Source organism: Ilumatobacter sp. (genome assembly GCF_965215205.1).
Taxonomy (GTDB): domain Bacteria; phylum Actinomycetota; class Acidimicrobiia; order Acidimicrobiales; family Ilumatobacteraceae; genus Ilumatobacter_A.
The window spans coordinates 1,946,592-1,970,608 of sequence record NZ_OZ244049.1 but is presented as its reverse complement, the minus strand read 5'-3'; the positions used below and the strand labels follow the sequence as shown (position 1 = coordinate 1,970,608).

General features: G+C 73.3%; 21 protein-coding genes. 8 read left to right on the top strand and 13 right to left on the bottom strand.

Annotated elements, in window-relative coordinates; all coding sequences use genetic code 11:
- Positions 1-15 precede the first annotated feature (15 nt).
- Positions 16-1,038, top strand: a complete 1,023-nt coding sequence (gene trpS / locus ACOOHC_RS09240; protein WP_420453699.1) for a tryptophan--tRNA ligase — start codon at positions 16-18, stop codon at positions 1,036-1,038.
- The gene (locus tag ACOOHC_RS09235; protein WP_420453698.1) at positions 1,035-2,558 is read left to right on the top strand and encodes an MATE family efflux transporter; all 1,524 of its coding nucleotides are present in this window, start codon (positions 1,035-1,037) and stop codon (positions 2,556-2,558) included. Before trpS ends, ACOOHC_RS09235 begins: the two co-directional genes overlap by 4 nt.
- Before the next feature lie 524 nt (positions 2,559-3,082).
- Here the strand turns inward: ACOOHC_RS09235 and ACOOHC_RS09230 are convergent.
- The 8 genes from ACOOHC_RS09230 to ACOOHC_RS09195 all read right to left on the bottom strand — a co-directional run bounded on the left by ACOOHC_RS09230 (position 3,083) and on the right by ACOOHC_RS09195 (position 10,998).
- Positions 3,083-3,541, bottom strand: coding sequence for a hypothetical protein (locus ACOOHC_RS09230; RefSeq protein WP_420453697.1), 459 nt, complete (start codon positions 3,539-3,541; stop codon positions 3,083-3,085).
- 77 nt (positions 3,542-3,618) lie between these two features.
- Positions 3,619-4,311, bottom strand: a complete 693-nt coding sequence (locus ACOOHC_RS09225; protein ID WP_420453696.1) for a GNAT family N-acetyltransferase — start codon at positions 4,309-4,311, stop codon at positions 3,619-3,621.
- Positions 4,312-4,366: 55 nt separating this feature from the next.
- A complete protein-coding gene (locus tag ACOOHC_RS09220) occupies positions 4,367-4,795 on the bottom strand; it encodes an ATP-binding protein (RefSeq protein WP_420453695.1) in 429 nt (142 codons plus the stop codon).
- Between the two features lie 108 nt (positions 4,796-4,903).
- Positions 4,904-5,833, bottom strand: coding sequence for a site-specific tyrosine recombinase XerD (xerD, locus tag ACOOHC_RS09215; RefSeq protein WP_420453694.1), 930 nt, complete (start codon positions 5,831-5,833; stop codon positions 4,904-4,906).
- Positions 5,834-5,847: 14 nt separating this feature from the next.
- Positions 5,848-6,414, bottom strand: a complete 567-nt coding sequence (locus ACOOHC_RS09210) for an NUDIX hydrolase (RefSeq protein ID WP_420453693.1) — start codon at positions 6,412-6,414, stop codon at positions 5,848-5,850.
- Positions 6,411-8,045: a CTP synthase gene (locus ACOOHC_RS09205; protein WP_420453692.1), complete on the bottom strand. Its 1,635-nt coding sequence runs from the start codon at positions 8,043-8,045 to the stop codon at positions 6,411-6,413. Before ACOOHC_RS09205 ends, ACOOHC_RS09210 begins: the two co-directional genes overlap by 4 nt.
- Positions 8,046-8,156: 111 nt before the next feature.
- Complete coding sequence (gene recN / locus ACOOHC_RS09200) at positions 8,157-9,749, bottom strand: DNA repair protein RecN (RefSeq protein WP_420453691.1); 1,593 nt, start codon at positions 9,747-9,749, stop codon at positions 8,157-8,159.
- 85 nt (positions 9,750-9,834) lie between these two features.
- Entirely contained in the window at positions 9,835-10,998 is a 1,164-nt protein-coding gene (locus ACOOHC_RS09195) for an AI-2E family transporter (protein ID WP_420453690.1), read from the bottom strand.
- A gap of 21 nt (positions 10,999-11,019) precedes the next feature.
- On the opposite strand from ACOOHC_RS09195, the gene ACOOHC_RS09190 reads away from it, so the two are divergent.
- Positions 11,020-12,120, top strand: coding sequence for an AI-2E family transporter (locus ACOOHC_RS09190; RefSeq protein WP_420453689.1), 1,101 nt, complete (start codon positions 11,020-11,022; stop codon positions 12,118-12,120).
- A 98-nt stretch (positions 12,121-12,218) separates the two neighbouring features.
- Positions 12,219-12,980 carry a hypothetical protein gene (locus ACOOHC_RS09185; RefSeq protein WP_420453688.1) on the top strand — a complete coding sequence of 254 codons (762 nt, stop codon included), beginning with the start codon at positions 12,219-12,221 and terminating at the stop codon, positions 12,978-12,980.
- A 20-nt stretch (positions 12,981-13,000) separates the two neighbouring features.
- Here ACOOHC_RS09185 and ACOOHC_RS09180 read toward each other — a convergent pair whose 3' ends face one another.
- The 3 genes from ACOOHC_RS09180 to ACOOHC_RS09170 are packed head-to-tail and all read right to left on the bottom strand — an operon-like array spanning position 13,001 to position 15,464.
- Positions 13,001-13,855: an NAD(+)/NADH kinase gene (locus ACOOHC_RS09180; protein ID WP_420453687.1), complete on the bottom strand. Its 855-nt coding sequence runs from the start codon at positions 13,853-13,855 to the stop codon at positions 13,001-13,003.
- The gene (locus tag ACOOHC_RS09175; RefSeq protein ID WP_420453686.1) at positions 13,852-14,610 is read right to left on the bottom strand and encodes a TlyA family RNA methyltransferase; all 759 of its coding nucleotides are present in this window, start codon (positions 14,608-14,610) and stop codon (positions 13,852-13,854) included. Before ACOOHC_RS09175 ends, ACOOHC_RS09180 begins: the two co-directional genes overlap by 4 nt.
- An 11-nt stretch (positions 14,611-14,621) precedes the next feature.
- A complete protein-coding gene (locus tag ACOOHC_RS09170; protein WP_420453685.1) occupies positions 14,622-15,464 on the bottom strand; it encodes an HAD-IIA family hydrolase in 843 nt (280 codons plus the stop codon).
- Between the two features lie 49 nt (positions 15,465-15,513).
- On the opposite strand from ACOOHC_RS09170, the gene ACOOHC_RS09165 reads away from it, so the two are divergent.
- Genes ACOOHC_RS09165 through ACOOHC_RS09150 form a run of 4 tightly spaced genes read left to right on the top strand, consistent with a single transcriptional unit; the run spans position 15,514 to position 21,921 of the window.
- A complete protein-coding gene (locus tag ACOOHC_RS09165; RefSeq protein ID WP_420453684.1) occupies positions 15,514-16,749 on the top strand; it encodes a DUF1015 family protein in 1,236 nt (411 codons plus the stop codon).
- Positions 16,746-18,137, top strand: coding sequence for a dihydrolipoyl dehydrogenase family protein (locus tag ACOOHC_RS09160; RefSeq protein WP_420453683.1), 1,392 nt, complete (start codon positions 16,746-16,748; stop codon positions 18,135-18,137). Before ACOOHC_RS09165 ends, ACOOHC_RS09160 begins: the two co-directional genes overlap by 4 nt.
- Before the next feature lie 59 nt (positions 18,138-18,196).
- Positions 18,197-19,522, top strand: coding sequence for a sensor domain-containing diguanylate cyclase (locus tag ACOOHC_RS09155; protein ID WP_420453682.1), 1,326 nt, complete (start codon positions 18,197-18,199; stop codon positions 19,520-19,522).
- Positions 19,522-21,921, top strand: a complete 2,400-nt coding sequence (locus tag ACOOHC_RS09150) for a beta-glucosidase (RefSeq protein ID WP_420453681.1) — start codon at positions 19,522-19,524, stop codon at positions 21,919-21,921. Before ACOOHC_RS09155 ends, ACOOHC_RS09150 begins: the two co-directional genes overlap by 1 nt.
- A 12-nt stretch (positions 21,922-21,933) precedes the next feature.
- Here the strand turns inward: ACOOHC_RS09150 and ACOOHC_RS09145 are convergent, their stop codons facing one another.
- Both ACOOHC_RS09145 and ACOOHC_RS09140 read right to left on the bottom strand, forming a co-directional pair.
- Complete coding sequence (locus tag ACOOHC_RS09145; protein ID WP_420453680.1) at positions 21,934-23,397, bottom strand: potassium transporter TrkG; 1,464 nt, start codon at positions 23,395-23,397, stop codon at positions 21,934-21,936.
- Positions 23,398-23,431: 34 nt separating this feature from the next.
- Positions 23,432-24,007, bottom strand: coding sequence for a phosphatase PAP2 family protein (locus ACOOHC_RS09140; RefSeq protein ID WP_420453679.1), 576 nt, complete (start codon positions 24,005-24,007; stop codon positions 23,432-23,434).
- Between the last annotated feature and the right edge of the window lie 10 nt (positions 24,008-24,017).

Below are 24,017 nucleotides of genomic sequence, written 5' to 3'. Positions count from 1 at the left end.
ATAGCGTCGGCGCCCGTGACCGCGCACCCCACCACGACGTCGGCGGCCCGCGTGCTGTCGTGCATCCAGCCCACGGGCGAGATGCACCTCGGCAACTACCTGGGAGCGCTGAGGGCCTGGGAGCGCGACCAGCGCAGCAGCGACGCGTTCCACGGGATCGTCGACCTCCACGCGCTGACGGTGATCGAGGAACCCGGCGTCGTCGGCGAGGCGACGCTGTCGCTCGCGGCGATGCTGTTCGCGATCGGTCTCGATCCCGAGGTGGCCACCGTGTTCGTCCAGAGCCACGTCCCCGAGCACAGCGAGCTCGGGTGGATCATGCAGTGCAACGTCTCCCACGGCGAGCTGAGCCGGATGACCCAGTTCAAGGACAAGACGTCGAAGCGGGAGGGTCGCTTCGTCTCGGCGGGGCTGTTCACCTACCCCGCGCTGCAGGCCGCCGACATCCTGCTGTACGACACCGACCAGGTCCCCGTCGGCGACGACCAGCGCCAGCACGTCGAGATCACCCGTGACATCGCGATCCGGTTCAACAACCGCTTCGGCGACACCCTGGTGCTCCCCGAGGCGGTCACCCCGACCGCGGGGGCTCGGGTGATGAGCCTGCAGGATCCGATGTCGAAGATGTCGAAGTCCGACGAGTCGGGTGCCGGGTGCGTGTTCCTCACCGATGACCCGGCGACGGTGACGAAGAAGTTCAAGCGAGCGGTCACCGACTCCGACACCGGCCCGGACGCGGTCCGCTACGACCGCGGCGCCAAGCCGGGGGTCGCCAACCTGCTCGAGATCAACGCCGCAGCGACCGATCGGACCCCGCAGGCGGTCGCCGAGGACTACTCGCGCTACGGGCCGCTGAAGGCGGACACGGCCGAGGCCGTCGTCGCCGTGCTCGACCCGATCCGTGCACGCTACGGCGAGCTCCTGGCCGATCCCGGCGAGCTGGAGCGCCTGCTGCGGGTGGGCTCGGACAAGGCGCGCCACGTCGCATCGACGACCCTCGCGCGCGTCCACCGCGCCATCGGCATCGTCGCGCGTTGAGCCGGTCGGGCCCCGACCGGCGCGACGAGCGCGTCGCCGCCCTCGACCGTCGGATCCTGTCGCTGGCCGTTCCGGCGTTCGGCGCGCTCGCCGCCGAGCCGCTCTACCGGCTCGTCGACACCGCGATCGTGGGCCGCATCGGCACCGACGAGCTGGGCGGCGTCGCGATCGCCGTGGCGGTGCTGTCCCTGGTCGTCGGCGGGTCGAACTTCCTTGCCTACGGGACGACGCAGCGCGTCGCGAACCGACTCGGAGCCGGCGACGCGACCGGGGCGGCCGACGTGGGCGTCCAGGCGACCTGGCTGGCGATCGTCATCGGGCTCACCGCCGTGCCGGTGCTGGTGGTGTCCGCACGTCCCCTCGCCAGTCTGATCGGGGCGGACGGCGAGGTGCTCGAGTTCGCTGTCACCTACCTGCGGATCTCCGCGATCGGCGTCCCGTTCACCCTGGTCGCGCTCGCCTCGGAGGGGACCCAGCGCGGAGCGAGCGACTACCGCTCCCCTCTCGTCGTCCTCGTCGCGGCGAACATCGTCAACGCGGTGGTGGAGATCGTGCTGGTGTTCGGCCTCGACCTGGGGGTCGCCGGATCGGCGTGGTCGACCGTCGTGGCCCAGGTGCTCGCCGGGACCGCGCTGTGGGTCCGCACCCGCTCGATCACCGCCACGGCCTCGAGCGCTCGACCCCGCTGGTCGCAGATGCGACCCCTCGTCGCCGCCGGTCGGCACCTCCTGCTGCGCGTCGGCGCGATGCTGGCCGTGTTCACCGGCGCGACGTCGATCGCGGCGCGGATCGACCCGCCGACGCTCGCCGCCCACGAGATCGCGCTCACCGTGTTCCTCTTCCTCGCGTTGACGCTCGACGCGCTCGCGGTGCCGGCCCAGACCCTGGTGGCCGAGGAGCTCGGCCGCTCCGGGATCGGAGCCGGGACGGTGAACCGCCGCGTGGTGCGCTCCTCCACTCGCGTCGGGATCGTCCTCGCCGTGGTGCTCGCCGCGGCATCGCCCCTGGTCAGCCGGGTGTTCACGACCGACCCGGCGGTCATCTCGCGCGCGACCGTCGCGCTGGTGCTCCTCGCGATCGTCCTCGTCCCGGGCTCGATCGCGTTCGCCACGGACGGGTCGCTGATCGGGGCCGGCGACTACCGCTTCCTCGGACGGGCGGCGGGTGGGCTACCTCGCCGCGGTCGTCCCGATCGCGGCGGCCGTGGTGCTGTCACCGTCGTCGGGGATCGTCGGCATCTGGCTCGGCCTGCTCACGTGGATGACGCTGCGCGCCGTGGTGAACACCCGGCGGGCCTCGACGGTGCTCCCCGCGAAACCCGCTTGATCGCCCTCCACCGGGTGGGCGAAGGTAGCTCCACGCACGGACAGCACCCACGGACAGCACCCACGGAGAGGAGGACGACGCAGATGAACCGGACGAACGAGACGAACCACGTGCGCCACGAGGAGTCGCTCGCGGCGACGGACGTCATCGACGCGGCGTCGCCCTCCGCCCCGGCTGCCGGCTCCGAGCGCTGAGCTCCGCTCGGCACCGGACCCGCTCTCCCCCGCCACTCGCGAGCCGTCCCCCGGTCCGCGCCGCTCCCCTCGGCCCGCGCGCGCTCACGGCACCGGTGGACGCGGCGTCGGGGTCGGATGCGTCGCATCCGTCGCTGGCACGCCCCCGGTGCCGAGCCGACCGAGCCGTGCTCGGACCGGTCGACGCACCGTCCGGGCGCCCCCAGCCCGCCGTCCGCTCGCGCCGGACGGCCATCGATCCCCACCCATGACCAGCAGAAGGACAGAACCATGTTGCAGAGCATCCACCCCGAGTACCAGTTGGCCGAGATCCGGGAGCGCCACGCCCGGATCCGAGCCGATGTCGAGCGGTCGAGAGCCTTCCGACAGGCCGGCGGACGCCACCGGTTCCGGTCGCGTCGTCGACATCGACCCAGTTGAACCACCGGTCCGCTCCGGCGCCACGGGCGTCGAAGCGGACCGAACCACCCCGTGACCTCGAACCGCCCGTCGCCGGGCGTCGACGCGACGCTCGGCGCCGAGCGTCAGTGGTCGCAGCGCTCGAGGTCGTCGTAGGCCGGGCCCTCGGCGGCGATCAGCGCCACGGTCGCCGGGTCCGAGCCGCCGAGCGCAGCCATGCGAGCCCCGATCTCCTCGTGCAGGTGGTACGAGCGGAAGCGCCGCGTGCGCGGACCCACCAGCGTCGCGACGACCCGCTCGAAGGTGCCGAGCTCGCAGTCGATCTTGCCGACGTCGTGGAGCAGAGCACCGGCCACCTCGGCACGCGTCGCCGACGGCCGGCCCTCGGCGAAGCAGCGGGCGACGCCGACGCTGTGCCGGCGGTCCTGGTTCGAGAGTCGGATCCACAGCGAGCGCTCCGGGGTCGAGAGGACGTCCTCGACCCAGTTCTCGTCGTCGATCGTCGGAGGAGCCGCGGACAGCGACGTGAAGAACCGCGCGACGAGGTGCCCGGGGCTCTCGCGGACGTCCTTCCACGTGCTCACCCTCGAAGTCTGCCCCGTCGCCGAGCGCATCGCTCGTCGGGGCCGAGACGTGCCGGATCGTCGACGTCGACCCCCGCTCACGACCCGGCGGGCCACAGACCGATCACGGTGCGCCCGACGTCGGCGAACCCCACGGCGTCGGCCACCCGGGCGCTGCCGACGTTGTCGTGAGCGTGGAGGTAGGTCGGCACGGCACCGTCGTCGAGGACGCGGCGCGCGGCGGTCGCCACCAGTCGCCGGGCGATCCCTCGACCGCGTGCACGTTCCTCCGTGACGACCGCCAGCTCGTGGCCGAGGGAGTCGTGGACCTTGATGCCGACCGCACCGAGAACGGACCCGTCCCCGCCACGGGCGACCAGGCGGGGCCCGTTGAACGGCTCCAACCACGCGGGGAGCTCGCTGGACTGCCGGTCGAACCACTCCCCGAGGTCGTCGACGTCCGACGCGACGACGGCGGTCGACCGGAACACGCCCCGGCCCACCACGGCGGGCCCGACGCCGAGGATCTCGCCGAGCTCGTCGCCGAGACCCTCGCGCTCGAGATCGTCGCGGACCGCGCGCGCGACGAGGTCCGCTGCGGCCGGGGGAACCGCGACGACCGCCCCCGTCCCCTCCCCCACACCCCGGAGAGGTCGCACCGAACCGTCCCACGTCGGCGACGAGCGCGCCGCGTCGCCCACGACGCGCACCCCGCGACTCGGAGCGGGCCACGCGCCGACCCAGCGCCGGAGGTGCTCGGCGAGCAGCGGGTGGTCGGCGGTCGCGCTCACCGGACCGGGTGGCGAACGGCGATGCCGCCGGTCGGACCGGTCACGGGACGTGCGGTCACGGCGCGCCGTCAAGTCCGGGCTCGGTGCTCGGATCGATGAAGCGGGCGGTGAAGGTCACCGAGCCGGGCTCCAGGTCACGGGTCAGCTCGTCGCTCACGGCGTGGGCGAGGAACAGGCCGCGACCGGTGATGTCGGTCTGCGCCGCGAGCTCGGGCGGCCAGGAGAACTCGCCGATGAACGGCCCCGTCGACTGGACGGTGAGCTCGAGCGAGGACTCGTCCGGCGACACCACCTCGACCCCCAACCGGTCACCGGTGCCGTAGCTGATCGCGTTGGTCACGAGCTCGGTCACGCACAGCTCGATGTCGGGCGCACGCTCACGACACCACGGCGGCTCGTCGATCAGCTGTCGACACCACGAGCGGCTGGCGTGGATCGAACCGAGCTCGGCGGCGAAGGAGCGCCGGTTTCGGCCGAGGGTCACGGCGTGTCCAGACGAGGCATCGGCGGGAGCACTACCCACCGCTGATGCGTTCCGAACTCACCGGGCCGTCGCGGCCCACGGCGGCGACCCGACCGTTCGTCGGCGCCGTCACCGCTCGACCGACGCACGCGGGTGCGCCGACCGGTACACCTCGAACAGCCGCTCCTGGCTCACGCGGGTGTAGAGCTGGGTCGTCGAGATCGAGACGTGTCCGAGCATCTCCTGCACGACGCGCAGGTCGGCGCCGTGGTCGAGGAGGTGGGTGGCGCAGGAGTGGCGCAGCACGTGGGGCGAGACCTCCGAGCCGAGCCCGGCCGTCCGGGCGTGCTTCTTGACGACGAGCCAGGCGGCCTGGCGGGTCAGGCGGCCCCCGCGCTGGTTGAGGAACACCGCATCGGCGTCGTCGCGTCGCCCCCACCTGGCCGGGATCAGTCGGACCCGTCCTCGTGGCGAGAACCAGTCCTCGAGCGCCCCCGCCGCCGAGGAACCGAACGGCACGATCCGCTCCTTGGACCCCTTGCCGTAGAGGCGCACGAGCCGCTGGTCGACGTCGAGGTCGCCGATCGACAGACCGACCGCCTCGGAGATCCGCGCCCCGGTCGCGTACAGCAGCTCGAGCAGCGCACGGTCCCGGTGGTCGAGGGGCTCGGCGCCGGTGACGGCATCGAGCAGGGCGTCGACCTGCGTCTCGGTCAACGGGTGCGGGATCCCGGCGGGGACGCGCACCCCCTCGACCTCGGCGGCGGGGTCGTCGGGCCGCTCCCCCTCGATCGCGAGGAACCGGTGGAGCATGCGGATGGCCGCCAGCCGGCGTGCGATCGTGGCCGGGGCCGCACCTCCACGTCGCTGGTCGTTGACGAACCGCACGAGGGCATCGCGATCGACGTCGAGCACCGTGGTGCCGTCGTCGGCCAACCACGAGCAGTACCGACGAAGGTCGCGCCGGTACGCGGCGAGCGTGTTGGGGGCACGCCCCTTCTCCGACAGGAGCCAGGCGAGGAACTCCTCCACCTCGAGGGGCAGCTCCGGGCGAGCCATCGCGGGCGTCGAGCTCAGCGACCGTCGGCCGCGGCGAGGCGGCGGGCGGTCAGCAGCAGCCCCGTCACCGTCTTCGCATCGACGATCTCGCCCCGGTCGACCATCGCGAGCGCTTCGTCGAGGGGGACGTGGAGGAGCTCCATGAACTCCTCCTCCGGTCCCTGGCGGTCGTGGGGCACCGTCGTGCAGCCCGTCGCGAGGTAGATCGTCGTCACCGAGTCGGTCATCCCCGGCGAGGGGTAGATCTCGCCGAGTCGCGACAGCTCGCCGGCGCGCAGGCCCGCCTCCTCGATCAGCTCGCGACGCGCGACCTCGGCGGTGTCCTCGCCGTCGACGTCGCGCATCCCGGCGGGGATCTCGATGACCTCGCGCTCGTAGGGCGGTCGGTACTGCGAGACCAGGACGACCGAGGGGTTCCCCTCGGCGTCGAACACCAGCGGGACCACCCCGACCGCGCCGGGCGAGCGCACGACGTCGCGCTCGAAGGGCCGGCCGTCGGGGTCCTCGTAGCGGGCGGTCGCCAGGTGCCAGACGTGGCCGGTGTGGACGATCTCCTCCGAGATGCGTCGGAACCCGCTCACGGCGCCGCGATGCCGGCGTGCTGCGCACCGGCGCCGGCGCTGCGCCGCTGCAGCGACGCTCCGACGAGATCGCGGAACAACGGGTGGGGGCGGTCGGGACGGCTCTTGAACTCGGGGTGGGCCTGGGTCGCCACCCAGAACGGGTGGCCCGGGAGCTCGACGAACTCGACCAGCTTGTTGTCGGGCGAGGTGCCCGAGCACCACAAGCCCTCCGACTCGAGCTGCACCCGGTAGCGATCGTTGAACTCGTAGCGGTGGCGGTGGCGCTCCGACACCACGGGCTCGCCGTAGGTCCGTGCCACCTGGGACTCGTTCGCGAGGACGGCGTAGTGGGCCCCGAGCCGCATCGTGCCGCCCTTGTCCTCGATCCCGCGCTGCTCGAGCATCAGGTCGATCACCGGATGGGGCGTCAACGGATCGAACTCGGTGGAGTGGGCCGCCGACAGGCCGGCGACGTTGCGGGCGAAGTCGATGACCATCGCCTGCAGACCGAGGCAGATGCCCAGGCACGGCATCGCGTGGTCGCGCGCGTAGCGGGCCGCGGCGATCTTGCCCTCCACACCGCGGTGCCCGAACCCACCCGGGATCACCATCCCGTCCAGATGCCCGAGCTGACCCTCCGCGAGCAGGCCCTCGACGCTCTCCGACTGGATCCACTCGATCTCGACGGCCGCTCCGTGGTGGAAGCCGGCGTGCTTCAACGCCTCCACGACGGAGAGGTAGGCGTCGGGGAGCTCGATGTACTTGCCGATCAGGCCGATGACGACCGGCTCGGTCGCCGCCTCCACGAGCGACACCACCCGCTGCCACGACGACAGGTCGACCTCGGCGGCGAGTCGCAGGACGTCGCACACCACCTCGTCGAGCCCCTCGTCGTGGAAGATCAGCGGGAGCTCGTAGATGTTCCCCGCGTCGGCGGCGTTGACGACCGCACGGCGCTCGACGTCGCACATGTTCGAGATCTTCGTCTTGAGGTCGTCCGACAGCGGCTCCTCGGAGCGGCAGACGATGACGTCGGGCTGGATCCCGCGCGAGCGCAGCTCGGTGACCGAGTGCTGCGTCGGCTTCGTCTTCTGCTCACCCGATGGCCCGATGTAGGGCACCAGCGTCACGTGGATGTAGCACACGTTGTCGCGCCCGACGATGTTGCGGAACTGGCGGATCGCCTCGAGGAACGGGAGGATCTCGATGTCGCCGACCGTGCCGCCGACCTCGGTGATCACCACGTCGACGTCCTGCTGGGCGACGCGCTCGACCCGGCGGCGGATCTCGTCGGTGATGTGGGGGATCACCTGCACGGTCTTGCCGAGGTAGTCGCCGCGGCGCTCGGCGGCCATCACCGACTGGTAGATCGACCCGGTGGTCGCGTTGGAGTTGCGCGACAGGTTCTCGTCGATGAAGCGCTCGTAGTGGCCGAGGTCGAGATCGGTCTCGCCGCCGTCGTCGGTGACGAACACCTCGCCGTGCTCGAACGGGTTCATCGTGCCCGGGTCGATGTTGATGTAGGGGTCGAGCTTCTGCAGCGTCACGCGCAGACCGCGCAGCTTCAGCAGGCGGCCGAGGGAGGAGGCGGTGAGGCCCTTGCCGAGGGAGCTGGCGACACCACCCGTCACGAAGATGTGCTTGGGCATGGGGACCTCCGTCTCGACGTCACGACGGAAGTGCAATGTACCGCGCCGAGGGGGCCCCGGTGACGGTCTGCTCGTCGCTCGTGGGGTGGAGCGCGCCCGGGTCGCCGTCGCTCACCGCAGCAGCTCCGCCGCGTGGCGGCGCGCGCCGCTCGTCGCCGACCCCGACAACATGCGTGCGATCTCCTCGACGCGATCGTCGCCGTCGACCCGTCGCGCGGTCGCGAACGTCGCGCCGTCGTGCACCGCCTTGGACACCGACACCTGGGAGTCCGCGACGGCGGCGACCTGCGCGAGGTGGGTCACGACCAGGATCTGGTGGTGCCGAGCGAGGTCGGCCAGGGCGTCGCCGACCGCCTGCGCCGCCTCGCCTCCGATGCCGGCGTCGACCTCGTCGAAGACGAGGGTGACGCTCGACACCCCGTCCCCGCCGGCTCCCGACATCACGAGGCGGAGGGCGAGCATGGTGCGGGCGAGCTCGCCTCCCGACGCGACGCGGGTGAGCGGCAGCAGCGGCGCGCCCGGGTTCGCGGCGAGCAGGAACCGCACCCGGTCGCCGGGGTGGTCGGCGTCGTGCTCACCCACCTCGATCGCGACCGAGGCGGCGGGCATCGCGAGCGTTCGCAGCCGCGCCTCGACCGCCTCGGCGAGCGGGCCGGCCGCCGCCCGCCGGGTCCGGCCGACCGCGCGGGCGGCGACCTGCTCGCGCTCGAGCGCCTCGGCGCGGCGGGCGTCGAGCTCGGCGGCGCGCTCCTCGTACGACTCGAGCTCGCGCAGCCGGTCCTCCGCCTCGGCGTGGAACGCCATCACGGCGGCGAGGTCGTCGCCGTACTTGCGACGCAGGTCGGCCAGCAGCTGGCGTCGGCCGCGGACCTCGTCGAGGCGCGTCGGCGACTCGTCGATCGACTCGCCGATCGCCTCGACGGAGGTCGCGAGGTCGTCGAGCTCCGCGAGGACGTCGTGGAGGCGCCCGACGGCGTCCGTGAACGGGCGGCGGTCGCGCAGCGCCGCGAGAGCGGCGCCGATCGCGTCGCGCGCACCCGCCTCGCCGGCGAGCTGCTCGTGAGCGGCCGATCCGGCTTCGCGGTGGGCGACGGCGTCGGCGAGCAGGGATTCCTCGGCGTCGAGGCGCACGTCCTCGTCGGGGTCGTCGACGTCGGCGGCGTCGAGCTCGGCGACCTGGAAGCGCAGCAGGTCGATCTCCCGCGCGCGCACGCGATCGTCGCCTCCGAGGGTGGCCGCCTCGGCGTCGATCTCGGTCAGGCGGGCGCGAGCGGCGCGCAGCGGAGCGAGGTCGACCTCGCCGTGGCGGTCGAGCGCCTCTCGCTGGGTGGCGACCGAGAGCAGCGCCTGGTGCGCGTGCTGACCGTGGAGATCGACCAGGTCGGTCGCGACCTCGGCGAGCGACGCGACGGTGGCGAGCCGACCGTCGACGTAGGCGCGCGAGCGCCCCTGCGCGGGGACCGCGCGACCCAGGACCCGCTCCTCGCCGTGACGGTCGACGAAGCGCCCCTCGACGCGGGCCTCGTCGGCCCCGTGGCGAACGACGGTGGCATCGGCGCGAGCGCCGACGAGCAGCTCGATCGCCTCGACCAGCATCGTCTTGCCCGCTCCGGTCTCGCCGGTGAGCGCGGTCAGACCGGGCCCGACGACCAGGTCGAGCCGTTCGATCACCCCGAGGTTCTCGATGTGCAGTTCGCTCAGCATCGCCGCCCATCCAACCAGCGGGGTGTCGCGGGCACGCGCCGTCGACCCGAGCGCGGGCGACGGTCGCCGTCGGGCGCGCGCGCCGTCACCGGCCCCCGAGCAGCCGGCGCACGCGCGACAGCGCCGTCGCGGCGAGCGATCCGGGGCGGTCCTCCTCGTCGGGCGCCTCGCCCCGGGCGTCGAGCCACACCGACTTGATCGCGCCGACGAGGGGTGTCGCGACCAGTGCCCCCGGGACGCCGATCGCGGCTCCGCCGACGAGCGCCGCGAGCATCGTCGTGGGCGGGGTGAGGTCGACGGCGCGCCCGATCACGGTCGGTTGGATCACGTTGTTCTCGAACTGCTGGTACCCCAGGAACACCACGAGCGCGATGGCCCCGGGCACCGCCCCCTCCGTGACCGCGAGGAGGACGAAGAACGACCCGCCGAGGAGCCCCCCGATCTGGGGGATGAGGTTCGTGATCGCCGCCCAGATCCCCGCCAGGGGGGCCAGCGGGATCCCCAGCAGCAGCCCGACGGTCAGGATCACGAAGCCGTTGAGGATCGCGACGCTCACCGATCCGGCGAAGTAGCGGGCGAGGGACCGGTACACGATCCGGCCGACCTCGTCGGCCCGCTCCCGGCGCTCCTCGGGGAGCGTTCGACGCACGCGCGCGACCAGCGCCTCACCGTCGAGCATCACGGCCACGGCGGTGACGAGCACGAGCAGCGCGGTGCCGAGGCCGCTCAGCAGGCGGTCGGCCGCCGCACCGATCGCGTCGGCGTCCACCCGGTTCGGCAGGTCGTCGACGTAGGCCGCGGCCGAGCCGGCGGCGTCCGCGTCGCGGAGTCGGTCGCCGACGACGGGCCAGTCGTAGAAGCTCTCCACGGTCTCGGGGATCTCGTCGGAGAACTCCTGCGCCTGCTCGGCCGCCTGGGGGCCGAGGACCGCGACGACGCCGAAGAGGACGACGGCGAGCGCGGAACCGACGACGAGCGTCCCGGTCGAGCGGCTGCACCGGAACCGCCGCTGGGTCGCGCGCAGCACCGGGTCGAGGGCGAGGGCGAACAGCACGCCCACCCCGAGGGCGGTCAGCGCTGCGGAGGCCGCACGGGCGATGGCGAGCACGGCGAGCGCGACGAGCACGCCGGCCGCGACGACCCCGGCGGCGACCAGGTCCCGACGCAGGGGCGCGGCGACGTGGGTGCGCTCCCGCACGGGTGCCGACGGGTCGGACCCGTCCTCGCCGTCCCCCGGTCGCTCGGCCACGAACGGCTACCCTACGCGTCCATGGCCACCCCGGCGCCCGACCCGCTCGGGCGGGTGGCCGACACCGCCGATCGACCCGCGTGGCGGACCGTGCTGCTGGTGGCGGCGGGCATCCTCGCCGTCGTCGCGGCGCGGGCGGTGTTCACCTCCGCCCACCAGGTGATCGGGTGGGCGGTCGCGGCGACGACCGTCGCCGTCCTGCTCGCGCCGGCGGTGCGCCTGGCCGACCGGCTCCTCCCGCACGGGCTCGCGATCGCGGTCACGTTCGTCGCGGTGATCGCCCTCGCCGCGGGGCTCACCTGGCTGTACTCCGCCGGCGTCCTCGAGCAGGTCGACCTGATCCGCTCGAGCGGCCCCCAGGTCGCCGCGTCGATCGAGGAGCGCGACGATCGCGTCGGCCAGCTCGCCCGCGACGTGGGACTCGTCGATCGGATCGAGGAGGCGACCGAGCGTCTCGTCGAGGGGACCGGATCTCGCGGGGACGCGCTGCGCGCCGTCGCCCTGTCGGCTCCGCCCTTCTTCGTCACGATGATCCTGACCGTGTTCCTCCTGCTGTTCGGTCCGCGGATGGTCGCCGGGGGTTTCGCCCAGCTCGGCGGGTCCCGCCCCGCCCGGCTCGAGGCGGCGCTGCGCGACGGGGTGCGGCGCGCCCAGATCCAGGCCTGGGCGTCGATCGCCCAGGGCGTCGTCAACGGGCTCGCCGTGTGGGTCGCCGCCGTCGCGATCGGCGTCCCCGGCGCCCGGCTCGTCGCGTTGTTCGCCGGCCTCGCGTCGCTGGTGCCCTACCTGGGGATCGCCCTCGGGTGGCTCCCGGTGATCGTCGCCGGCCTGGGGACCACCGGGCTGGTCGGCGTGGCGGTCGTGGCGGTCGTCGCGATCGCGCTCCAGCTCGTCGAGGCTCGCTGGTGGCGTCGGGTGGTCGACGTCCGCTCGCTGCACGTCGGACCGGCGGTCGTGGTCTTCGTGGCGGTCGTCGGCCACGCGGTGTACGGCGTCGGCGGCGCGCTGTTCTCCGTGGCGCTCGCGGTCCTCGCGCTCGCCGTCTCGGATCAGCTGGCGGTCGGCGACACGCCGATCCCGACGCCGATCGACGATTCGACGTTCGAGACGGGACCCGACTGAGCCCCGTGGCGACCCCGGCGGGTCGGTCGGGGAGCACGCGGACGGACGTCGCTCAAGTCCGACGACGGGCGTGCCGAATGGATCGTCACGGAGCGCACATGATCGGACCACGAACGCAGCGGGCCGAACCCGCACCCTGGACCGACGGTCGACCCGTCCGTGGGCGCGGCTCGCGCCCGGTCCTGCCGAGGGTCAGCCCCCCGTCGACCGACGAGGCACCCGCCGCCGCCCGGTACTGGATCGAGTCCGCGCGCCACCGGTTCAGCTCGGTCGCCAGCTTCCACCGGACCGGGTCGTCGCTGGTCGCGATCGGCGCCCCGAGCGAGCTCGTCGACCGCGTCCTGAGCGCCGCCGACGACGAGCACCACCACACCGAGATCTGCCCGGCGCTGGCGCGCCGCAGCGGCGCCCACGACCCCCGGGTCGTGGCCGACGTGGGCGACCTCACGCGCCATCGCCGGCGGGTGGACGGTCTCGTCGACACCGCGATCGGTGCGTTGATCGACGGCGTCCTCGGAGAGGGCTGGGCGGCCGCTCGCTGCGAGTCGGCCGCTCGACGCTCACCCGAGCTGGCCGCCGCGCTCGGTCGCCTCGCGACCGACGAGGCCCGCCACGCCGAGCTCGCGGCCGACATCGTCGGCTGGTGCACCTCGGTGCGCCCGTGGATCGACGCCGACCTGCGATTCGCCCTCGGGCTCGTCCCCGCCGAGGCGCCTCGGCCCCCCTTCGTCGAGGAGCTGACCGACGACGTGCGCGCCCGACACGGGATCTGCACCCGCCCCGACCGCGACGAGACCTGGGCGATCGCGCTCGAGGGCGCGCAGCGGCTCGTCGCCGGCGTCCGCGTCGCGGCGGGCTGAGCGCGCACCCCCGGCCGCCCTCAGCGGTCGCTGAGGCCGAACTTGGTCTTCAGGATCTGGTGGTACCGGTACGCGCCGAAGCGGACGAAGTTCGCGGTCTCCACCGAGGGGCTGCAGCGCACGACGTCACCCGACCGCAGCAGCCCCCCCGGTTGGCCGTCGAGCGCGAGCTCGGCGCGCCAGCGGCCCGCCACCTCGATCTCGACCACCTCGGACGGCGACAGCACCAGGGTGCGGTCGAAGAGCATGTGCGGCGAGACCGGGGTCAGCAGGGTGGCGCGGTGCTGCGGCGACACGATCGGGCCGCGGGCGGACAGGGAGTACGCGGTCGACCCCGTCGGGGTCGCCACGATCAGCCCATCGGCTTCGTAGTGGGTGAACGGGTCACCGTCGATCCGCGCGAGGAGGCGCACCGTGTGGCCGGACTGGTTCTTCTCGACCACCGCCTCGTTGAGCGCCCGCCCGACGAGCTCGCCGTTGACCGCGACGTCGAGCATCATCCGCTCGTCGAGGTGCCACTCCCCCGCCACCGGACCGAGGGCGAAGCGGTCGAGGGCGTCGGTGAGCGACTCCGGCTCGACCTCGGTGAGGTAGCCGAGGGTGCCGAGGTTGACGCCGATCAGCGGGACCGCCGCTCCGGCGAGCAGAGCGACGCTGCGGAGCATGGTGCCGTCGCCTCCCAGGCTCAGCACGACGTCGGCGTCGCTCGGCGACCGGTCGCTGCCCGGGCCGTCCATCTCGAGCTGGTGGGCGTCGAACTCGGGCATCCAGAACTCGACGTCGTGCTCAGCGCACCACCGCGAGACGCGCTCCGCCTGCGTGCGCGCCGATCGCCGCTGGTGGTGGGCGACGACCACGAGCCTCCGCGGCTTCATCGGTCCGCCTCCTCGACGGGGGTGCGGGCGTGCACGAGGAACTCGACGTTGCCGCGAGCGCCGGTGATCGGCGACGTCGTCCACCCGAGCACCGCACACCCCTGGTCGGCGAGCGCCTCGCCCACCTCGGCGCGCACCCGGGCGTGGATCTCGGGGTCCGTGACGACGCCGCGACCACGCCCGACCTCCGAGCGGCCTGCCTCGAACTGCGGTTTGACCAGCAGGACCATCGGACCCCCAGGTTCGCACACCGAGATCAACGGCGCGACGACGAGGCGCAGGGAGATGAACGACAGGTCGGCGACGACGCCGTCGATCGGGCCTCCCACCACCTCCGGGGTGATCGAGCGGACGTTGAGCCGCTCGAGGTTGACCACCCGGGGATCGGCTCGGAGGCGCTCGTGGAGCTGGCCGTGTCCGACGTCGACGGCCACGACCTCGTGCGCGCCGCGCTGCAGCACGCAATCGGTGAACCCCCCGGTCGACGCTCCGGCGTCGAGGATCCGCATCCCCGTGACGTCGAGGCCGAAGGCGTCGAGGGCGTGATCGAGCTTCTCGGCGCCTCGGCCCACGAAGCGCGACGCCGGGCCGGTGACGACGATCGCGTCTCCTGGCGCGACCTGGCGTGACGACTTGGCGGCGACCGCGCCGTCGACGAGGACCCGGTCGTCGTCGATCAGGCGACGGGCCTCGGTTCGACTCGCCACCAGATCGCGACGGACGAGCTCGGCGTCGAGTCGTCGTCGAGGGGCCATCGATCCTCCCCTCAGGCCCGCGGCGACCCGGTCGACGAGGACGGGGCCGACGCTCCGCCGCTCGGGTGCCCGCCGCCGAGGGCGTCGGCCACCGCGGCCAGGTCGTCGGCGCGCAGCTCGACGGGGACGTCGACGTCGACCTCGTCGCCGGGTCCGGTGACCCCGGTCTCGACGAGCGCGAAGCGGCACCCGATCCGTCGGGCGAAGAGGCCGTCGGTGGAGGGACGGTCCCCCACCATCAGCACCTCGGAGGGGTCGGCGACGAGGTCGCGGATCAGGTCCGCCATCGGCTGGTGGGGCTTGCCGGCGATCACCGCCTCGACGCCGCCCACCGCGGCGACCGCTGCGACGAGCGACCCGCCGCCGGGCTCGAGACCGTCGGGGGTGGGGTAGGTCGTGTCGCCGTTCGTCCCGATCAGGCGCGCCCCGCCCAGCACCGCCCTCCCGGCGACGCGCAGGCGTGCGTAGTCGAAGTCGCGGTGCAGCCCGACCACCACGGCGTCCACGGCCTCGGGGGGCTCGCGACCGTCGGAGGCGACCGCGACCGCACCGGCCGACTCCACGGCCTCGCCCACCCCCGGGCCGCCGGCCACGAGGACGCGCTCGCCCTCGACGACGAGGGTCGCCGCCGCCATCGACGACGACACGACGTCACCGGCCGCCTCGATGCCGATCTCGCGCAGAGACCCCTCGTGCTCGGCCACGAGAGCCGCGGAGTTGTTGGTCACGAACAGGACGCGCCGGCCCGAGGCGCGGATCCGCTCGATCGCGGCGACGGATCCGTCGATCGGCTCGTGGGACAGCCACACCACCCCGTCGAGGTCGCACAGCACGGTGGAGACGTCGTCGATCATCGCCCCGATCGTTGCACCGCCGGACGGCGGTGGGTGGCATCCTGGTCCCGTGCCCCGGTTCACGCCCTTCCCCGCCCTGCGCTACGCCGCGCGCGACGTCGACGACCTGGTCGCCCCGCCCTACGACGTGCTGTCAGCCACCGACCTGGACGAGCTCAACGAGCGCAGCGAGCTCAACATCACCCACGTCGACGTGCCGCGCGAATCGGAGGGTCCCGGTCGCTACGAGCGCGCCGGGTCGACGCTGCGGCGGTGGATCGACGCCGGGGTGATGGAGTTCGACCCCGAACCGACGTTCACGCTGTACCGGATGAGCTTCCGCGACTCGACCGGGGCCCAGCGCGACGTGGTGGGGGTGCTCGGCGGCCTCGAGGTCGGTCCCTACGGTGAGTGCGGCGTCCTCCCCCACGAGCGGATCACGCCCAAGGCGTCCACCGACCGCCTCGATCTCACCCGCGCGACCCGGGCGAACATGTCGCCGGTGTGGGGCCTGTCGCTGGCCGACGGCCTCACCGAGCTGCTGACCGAGCCGGCCGAGGAGATCGCGACGGTCACCGTCGACGGGGTGCGCCACCGCGTCGAGCGCGTCGTCGACCCCGACCGCATCGCCGCGATCGCGGCGCGGATCGGCTCCGACGACGTGCTGATCGCCGACGGCCACCACCGCTACGGCGTCGCCCAGCGGTTCCACGAGGAGATGACCGCCCCGGGCTCGTCCACCGCCGCCGCCGACCCGGGCGGCTCGGACGGCTCGGCTCACCTGCCGGCCGCGGCCGACGGGTCCGCCGAGACGCTGGCGTTCGTCAGCGAGCTCGTCGAGGACCAGCTCAGCGTCGAGGCCATCCACCGCCTCTACCGCGAGGTCGATGTCGACGAGCTCGTCGCCGCGCTCGACGCGGGGTTCGAGCGCTCCCCCGCCGAGGCACCGACCGAGTCGACGCTCGCCACGATGGACGAGCGCGGCGTGCTGTGCCTGCTCCACGCCGACGGCACCGCCGAGTGGCTCACGCCGCGTCCGGGCGCCTTCGACGGGGTGCGCGCCCTCGACGGTGCGTGGCTCGAGCACCTGCTCAGCGGCGTCGACCACACCGTCACCTACCAGCACGGGGTCGAGCGCGTCGTCGAGGAGGTCGCCGGCGGCGATGCCCGGGCGGGGGTGCTGATCCGGCCGGTGTCCGTCAACGAGATCGAGCGGACGGCGCGCGAGGGAGTCGTGATGCCCCCGAAGTCCACCTTCTTCACGCCGAAGCTGCTGACCGGTCTCGTCGTCCGTCCGCTCGCGTGAGCGGTGACGACGCCACCCTGGTCATCGGAGCGGGTTCGGGGGGCCTGACGGTCGCGATCGGGCTGTCCCGACTCGGTCGCGACGTCGTCCTCGTGGAGGAGGGACCCGTCGGAGGCGATTGCACCAACGTCGGCTGCGTGCCGTCCAAGTCGCTGCTCCACGCGGCGGCCGCCGGCCTCGACGACCCGTTCTCCCACGTGCGCGCCAAGCGCGACCGCCTCGCCGTCGAGGAGGAGCGCGAGATCGTCGAGGACGAGCGGATCGAGCTGGTCCACGGTCGCGCGCGCCTCACCGGTCGCCGCGATCCCCACGTGGTCGAGGTGACCGCCGCCGACGGCACCGTCACCGAGCGACGGGCCGCGAACGTGGTGATCTGCACCGGCTCGGCTCCCGTCGAGCTCGCGATCGACGGTCTGGACCCGTCGAAGGTCGTCACCAACGAGACGCTCTTCGAGCTCACCTCGGTCCCCTCCACGATCCTCCTGATCGGCGGCGGTCCCATCTCGCTCGAGATGGCGACCGCGTTCCACGACCTGGGCAGCGCCGTCCACCTCGTCGAGGCGGCCGATCGCCTCCTCGCGCAGGAGGACCCGATCGTGTCCGACGCGATCCGGCGCGCCCTCGACGAGATGGGGGTGATCGTCCACACCGGCACGGTCGTCGATCGCTTCGACGGCGATGTCGCCCACCTCGCCGACTCCCGCACCGTGCGGGGCGTCGACACCGTCCTGGTCGCGATCGGGCGGCGCCCGGTCCTCGAGGGGCTCGGGCTGGAGGGGGCGGGCGTCACGACGTCGGAGCGCGGGATCGAGGCCGACTCCTGGGGCCGGACCTCGGTCGACGGGATCTGGGCGGTGGGCGACGTCACCGGGAGCACCGCCACCACCCACGGCGCGATGTCGATCGCCCGGCGCTGCCTGCGCGCCATCGCGCTCCCCCTGCCCACCCTCGGCGACCCTCGGGCCCAGCCGGCGGTGGTGTACAGCCGCCCCCAGGTCGCATCGGTCGGCATGAGCGTCGAGGAGGTCGAGGCCTTCCCGGCGACCGCCCGCCGACGGCACACCGTGCAGATCCCCGACATCGATCGCGGCTACACCGACGACGTCTCCGTCGGTCTGGTGGTCGTCGACGTCGAGCGGTTCACCGGGCGGATCCTGCGCGCCGCGATCGTCGGGCCCGCCGCCGCGGAGATCATCGGGATCCTCACCCTTGCGATCGACCGGGGGATCGGCCTGCGCAAGCTGTTCGGGATGGTCCACCCGTACCCGTCGTACGCGATGGCGATCGGCGAGCTGGCCGACGAGTTCTCGATGGCGACGTTCGAGTCGATCCCCCGGGAGTGGTGGGCGATGGTCCGGGGGCGGGTCGCCAGCCGACGACGACGCTGAGCGGCGGACGGCGGTGGGCCCCGGCTCGGCGCCTCGCGCCCGTCGGCTACGGTCGGAGGGTGTCGAGTCCGCGCCACCTCCACGGTGTCCCGAACGAGCCCGATGCCGCCGCCTCGATCCTCGACCTGCTGTCCGAGCGCGTCAACCGCTTCCGCGTGTCCGACCACGTCATCACCTACTGCAACGCCGCCTGGTCCTCCCAGTACGGGGTGGACCGCAGCGAGGTGATCGGTCGACGCCTCGACGAGTTCCTGTCGCCCGACGAGCTCGAGGGGCTCCACTCCCAGCTCGCCGCGCTCGGTCCCCACCAGCCCGTCCTCACCGACGACGTCGCACGTGCGGTGCCCGGGGAGTCGAACCGGTGGCTGCAGTGGGTCGACCGCTACGTCGTCACCGACAACGGGCCCGAGGTCCTCTCCGTCGGACGCGACGTCACCGATCGCCACCTCGCGGAGCTCCGCCTGGCCGAGAGCGAGGCGCGGTTCCGGAGCCTCGCCGACAACGCCTCGGACGTCGTGTGGCGGATCCGCACCACCCCCGAGGTGCACGTCGACTACATGAGCCCCTCGGTCGAGGCGGTCCTGGGGTACCCGCCGTCGTTCTTCCTCAACGACTTCCGTCGCGTCCTGGAGATCGCGGAGCCCGACACCCGATCGCTGCTCGTCGAGGCCATCGGCGGGGGCCGCGTCCCCGCTCGCTTCGATCTCCGGTTCCGCCACACGAACGGCTCCGTCGTGGTCGGCGAGACGACGACGACGATCGATCGCAGCATCGTCCAGGGGGTGGTGCGCGACGTCACCGAGCTGCGGCACCTGCAGGCGGCGCAGTCCGCCGAGGCGCTCGTCGACCCGCTCACCGGCGTCTCCAACCGTCGCCAGTTCGACCGGCTCCTCGCCTCCGAGCTCGAGCGCACCGCCGCGAGCGGGGCGGCTCTCGCCGTCGTCTACGTGGACGTCGACCACTTCAAGCAGGTCAACGACGCGTTCGGCCACCAGTCGGGCGACATCGTGCTGCAGGAGACGGCACGTCGGCTCCAGCGCGTCGTCGCCGACCGTCGGATGGCGGCCCGGCTCGGAGGCGACGAGTTCGCGGTGATCTTCGATCCCGATCTGGACCCGCCCGCCGAGCTGATCGCACGGATCGCGGCGCTCGTGCGCGCCCCCATCGTCGTCACCGACGTCCTGTCGCTGCGGTGCACCGCCAGCATCGGCGTCGGAAGCACCACGCTCGACGGCCGGCGAGCGGCCGACCTCCTCGCCGCCGCCGACCGCGCGATGTACGCCGCCAAGCGCGAGGGGTCCGGCTCGGCGCCTCCGGAGCGGGTGGCGGTCGACGACTCGCGGGGCGGCCGACCCCGACGCCGGCGGACGGACGATCCGGGCTGATGTCGGAGATCCGACGCCAGATCGGCGAGCTGCCCCTCGAAGCGCAGATCGAGCTGCTGTCGGGCCGGGACTTCTGGTCGACGCCACCGGTGCCCGACCTGGGGATCCCGTCGATGACGCTCGCCGACGGTCCCCACGGGATCCGGCGGCAGCGCGGGGACGCCGACCACCTCGGGATCGGCGACTCCGTCCCGGCGACCTGCTTCCCCACCGCATCGTGCCTCGCGGCGTCGTGGGACGTCGATCTGCTCCGCGAGGTGGGCGTCGCGCTCGGTCGAGAGGCGCGCGCCGCCGGGGTCGGCGTCCTGCTCGGCCCGGGGATGAACATCAAGCGCCACCCCGCCGGCGGCCGCGACTTCGAGTACCTGTCCGAGGACCCCTGGTTGTCGGGGAACCTCGCGGCGGCCTACGTCGAGGGGGTGCAGTCCGAGGGGGTGGCCGCGTGCCCCAAGCACCTCGTCGCGAACAACCACGAGACGTACCGGATGGTCAGCGACGTGATCGTCGACGAGCGCACCCTGCGCGAGATCTACCTGCGTGGCTTCGAGATCGTGGTGCGGACCGCTCGGCCCTGGGCGATCATGACCTCGTACAACCTCGTCAACGGGACGTACACCTCCGACGACGAGCGGCTCGTCGGGGAGATCCTGCGCGGCGAGTGGGGCCACGACGGCCTCGTCGTGACCGACTGGGGCGCCGTGAACGACCGGGTCGCCGCCGTGCGGGCGGGGACCGACCTGGAGATGCCCTCGAGCGGCGGAGCCCACGACGGCCTCGTGGCCGATGCGGTCGACGACGGCGAGCTCGACCCGACCGCCGTCACCGACTGCGCGACGCGGGTCGCCGAGCTCGCCCGCCGCACCCACGACGAGGCCCGTCGACGCCGCGACGGGGGTGTCGGCGGCGACGGGGGCGTCGACGAGGTGGCCCACCACCGCCTCGCCCGGCGAGCGGCGGCCGCTGGTTCGGTCCTGCTGACCAACGACGGCACCCTGCCGCTCGACCCCGGGACCGACGTGGCGATCATCGGCGCGTTCGCCGACACCCCGCGCTACCAGGGCGCCGGGAGCTCGCAGGTCGTGCCGACGCGACTCGACGTCGCGCGCCGCAGCCTGGAGGACGCGCTGACCGGCCGGGTCCGATCGACCCCGGGCTACGACGCCGGCACCGGCGAGGCCACCACCGAGCAGATCCGGCAGGCCACCGATCTCGCCCGTGAGGCCGAGGTGCCGATCGTCTTCGTCGGCCTGCCGGCGAGCCACGAGGCGGAGGGCATCGACCGCGGCGACCTCGCCCTCCCCCGCTCCCACGACGATCTCGTGTCGGCGGTGTGCGCGGCCAACCCGCGCACCGTCGTGGTGCTGTGCAACGGCGCTCCGGTGATGATCTCCTGGGCGGATCGGCCCGCCGCGATCCTCGAGGCGTACCTCGGCGGGCAGGCCGGCGGCTCGGCGATCGCGGACGTCCTGCTCGGTCGCTCCGAACCGGGCGGGCGGCTCGCCGAGAGCTTCCCGGCGTCGATGGTGTTCCCCTCGGAGGAGAACTTCGGCGAGAGGTCACGCCAGGTCCAGTACCGAGAGGGCCTCCACGTCGGCTACCGGTTCCACACGACCGCCGCCGTGGCCGCGCGCTTCGCGTTCGGCCACGGGCTGTCGTACACGACGTTCGAGTGGGACGAGCCTCGGCTCGAGGGGTCGGGTACCGATCTCACCGTCTCGGTCACGGTGCGCAACACCGGCGAGCGCCCCGGCTCCGACCTCGTGCAGCTCTACGTGCGCGACGTCGTCTCGAGCGTCCATCGTCCCGAGCGCGAGCTGGCCGGCTTCGCCAAGGTCCACCTCGAGCCGGGCGACGCCGAGACGGTGACCATGGCGCTCGACGAGCGCTCGTTCGCGTCCTACGACGTCGACGAGGCGCGCTGGCGGGTGGAGGAGGGCGAGTTCGACCTGATCGTCGCACGCTCGTCGGCCGACGAGCGCTCCACGCTCACCGTCGAGGTCCCCGGCGAGATGATCCAGCGGGCGCCACGTGGAGCACGGGGCCCCGGGCGCGACCGCTTCGTGGCGACGACCGCGGAGTTCGAGTCGATGCTCGGCCATCCCGTGCCCCCGGTGACCCCGGTCCTGCCGTTCACCATCAACACCGTCGTCGAGGAGCTCGACGCCACCCGCCTCGGTCGCATCGCCGAGCGCGCCTTCCGGGCCATCGCTCGCCGCCAGATGGAGGCGATGCTCGGAGCGGATCCCGATCCCGTGCTGGTGCGGCTGAGCGAGCGGATGATCTCCGAGGCTCCGCTGCGGTTCCTCGTGTCGATGTCGGGCGGCTCGGGGTCGCTCGCCGCCTTCGAGGGGCTGACCACCCTGCTCAGCACGCTGCGGATCACCGGCCGCCGGTCGTGACCGCCCCCGTTCTCACGGGGTCGGGTCGATCGACGACGACGTGGCCGAGTCGGCGGCCTTCACGAACGGACCGACCAGGAGGACGACGAACGCGGTCATCTCGACCCGCCCGGCGAGCATGAGGGTGCTGAGGGTGAGCTTGGTCGTCGCGTCGAGCGTCTCGGCGGTGAGCCCCGACGACAGCCCGACACCGGATCCGGCGGAGAACGCCTCGAACAGGACGTCGGAGATGGCGAGGTTCGGGTTGTGCGCCGCCATCACCACCGTGCCGATCGAGACGATCATCAGCCAGGTGACGACGATCGCCGCGGCCCCCATGATCCGGTGGCGCGCGTCGTCGCGCCCGACGTCGCCGCCGTCCCAGCGGTAGGTCACGTCGTCGTCGAGGTCGGAGCGACCGGGAAGCCACCGGGCGGCGGCCTTGGTCAGCCAGGCGAGCCGGGCGGCCTTGATGCCCCCGGCGGTCGACCCCGCGGCGCCGCCGATGAACATCGAGACCATCGCGACGCCGGAGAGGGCCTGGACGGAGCTGTAGCTCGATCCGACCGAGAAGCCGCCGGTCGTCGAGGCCGAGATCGAGTTGAACACGACGTCGCCCGCCGGCGAGCCGTCGCGGACGAGGAGGGCGACGGCGACGCAGATCACGGTCGCCCCGAACCCGTAGCGGACCTGGGTGCGGCGCCACAGCGGGAGCCCGACGCGACGCGCGCGGTCCCACAGCGTGCCGAAGGCCATCGCCGACACGACGAGGGTCGCCGCCAGGATCACGCGCACCGCGGGCCCGGAGTCCCCTGCGCTGTTCGTCGCGACCGAGAACCCGCCGGTGGCGGCGGCGGTCATCCCGTGGTTGACGGCCCGCCACACGGGTTCGCCGACCACGATCATCGCGACGACGCTGAGGGCGGTGATCACCGCCAGGATCCCGACCAGGCGGCGGGCGGTCTCGAGCGCGTCGCCGCCCGGTGCCTCGCCCCAGTCGGATCCGATCAGGGTGTCGTGGTCACCCGAGGGCTCGGCGACGGTCACCGCGAACAGGACCACGCCGAACGCGCCGACCCACTGCAGGACGGTTCGCCACCACTGCAACCACTCCTCGATCACCCCGGAGTCGTCGACCACGGTCAACCCCGTGGTCGAGAGCCCCGAGATCGACTCGAACAGCGCCGAGAGCGGGTCGCGCAGGGCCGGGGCGCCCGCGCTCGCGGGCGACATCAGGATCGCTGTCCAGGTGACAGCGCTGGTGACCAGGGCGACGGCGATCCACGTCGCGGCCACGAGCCCGAGCCGCACGGGCTCGGGCCGCTCGCCGTCCGACGACGACCAGCGGTGCGCCAGGTACGCGATCGCCCCGAGCACGACCGCGGCGCCGAAGAACACCGCGGACACGACGCCCCGGCCCGTCGCCCCCGCGATCGGGACGACCGTGAGCGCGGCGGCGGCCGGGACGGCCATCGCGAGCAGGACGGTCCGGATCATCGATCGTCCCGGTCCGTCGCGGCGTGGGTCGGCCTCACGATCGCGGAGCCGGTTCGTGGACGACGACGGTCCGCTGATCGTCGGGTCCGTCGTCGCCGTCCCACCGCACCACCGCCCGGCCGACGACGACACCGGCGAGAGCGCTCAGGGCGACGTCGCTCGGTCGGTGCACGCGCAGCAGGAGGCGGCTCGCGGCGGCGACACCGGCCAGCGCGAACGCCACGAGGCCGGTGCCCCGGCCCCGGGCCAGCAGCGAGGCGGCGAGGAAGGGGCTCGAGGTGTGGCCGCTGGGCATGCTGCTCGACGACGGACCGATGTTCGCCGGACGCTCCCCACGCCGGGCCGGGCGGTTCCGGTCCACGACGGGTCCCATCCCGTGCACCACCAGCCGCTCGAACGCGACCGGGGCCAGCAGGCGGCGCATCGAGCGCGCCGTCCGGCGTCGGATGGCCTCGACGGCGAGCGCCCCGAGGAGGGCGACCTCGCACGCCGTGCCGACGGTCCAGATCACCGCACCGAAGGTGGTCTCGTCCTGCAGCGGTCGGACGACCCGGTCGACCGCGTCGTCGAACCCGTGGATCAACTCGAGCGGAGTCGCGGAGGCGGCCATCGGATCAGTC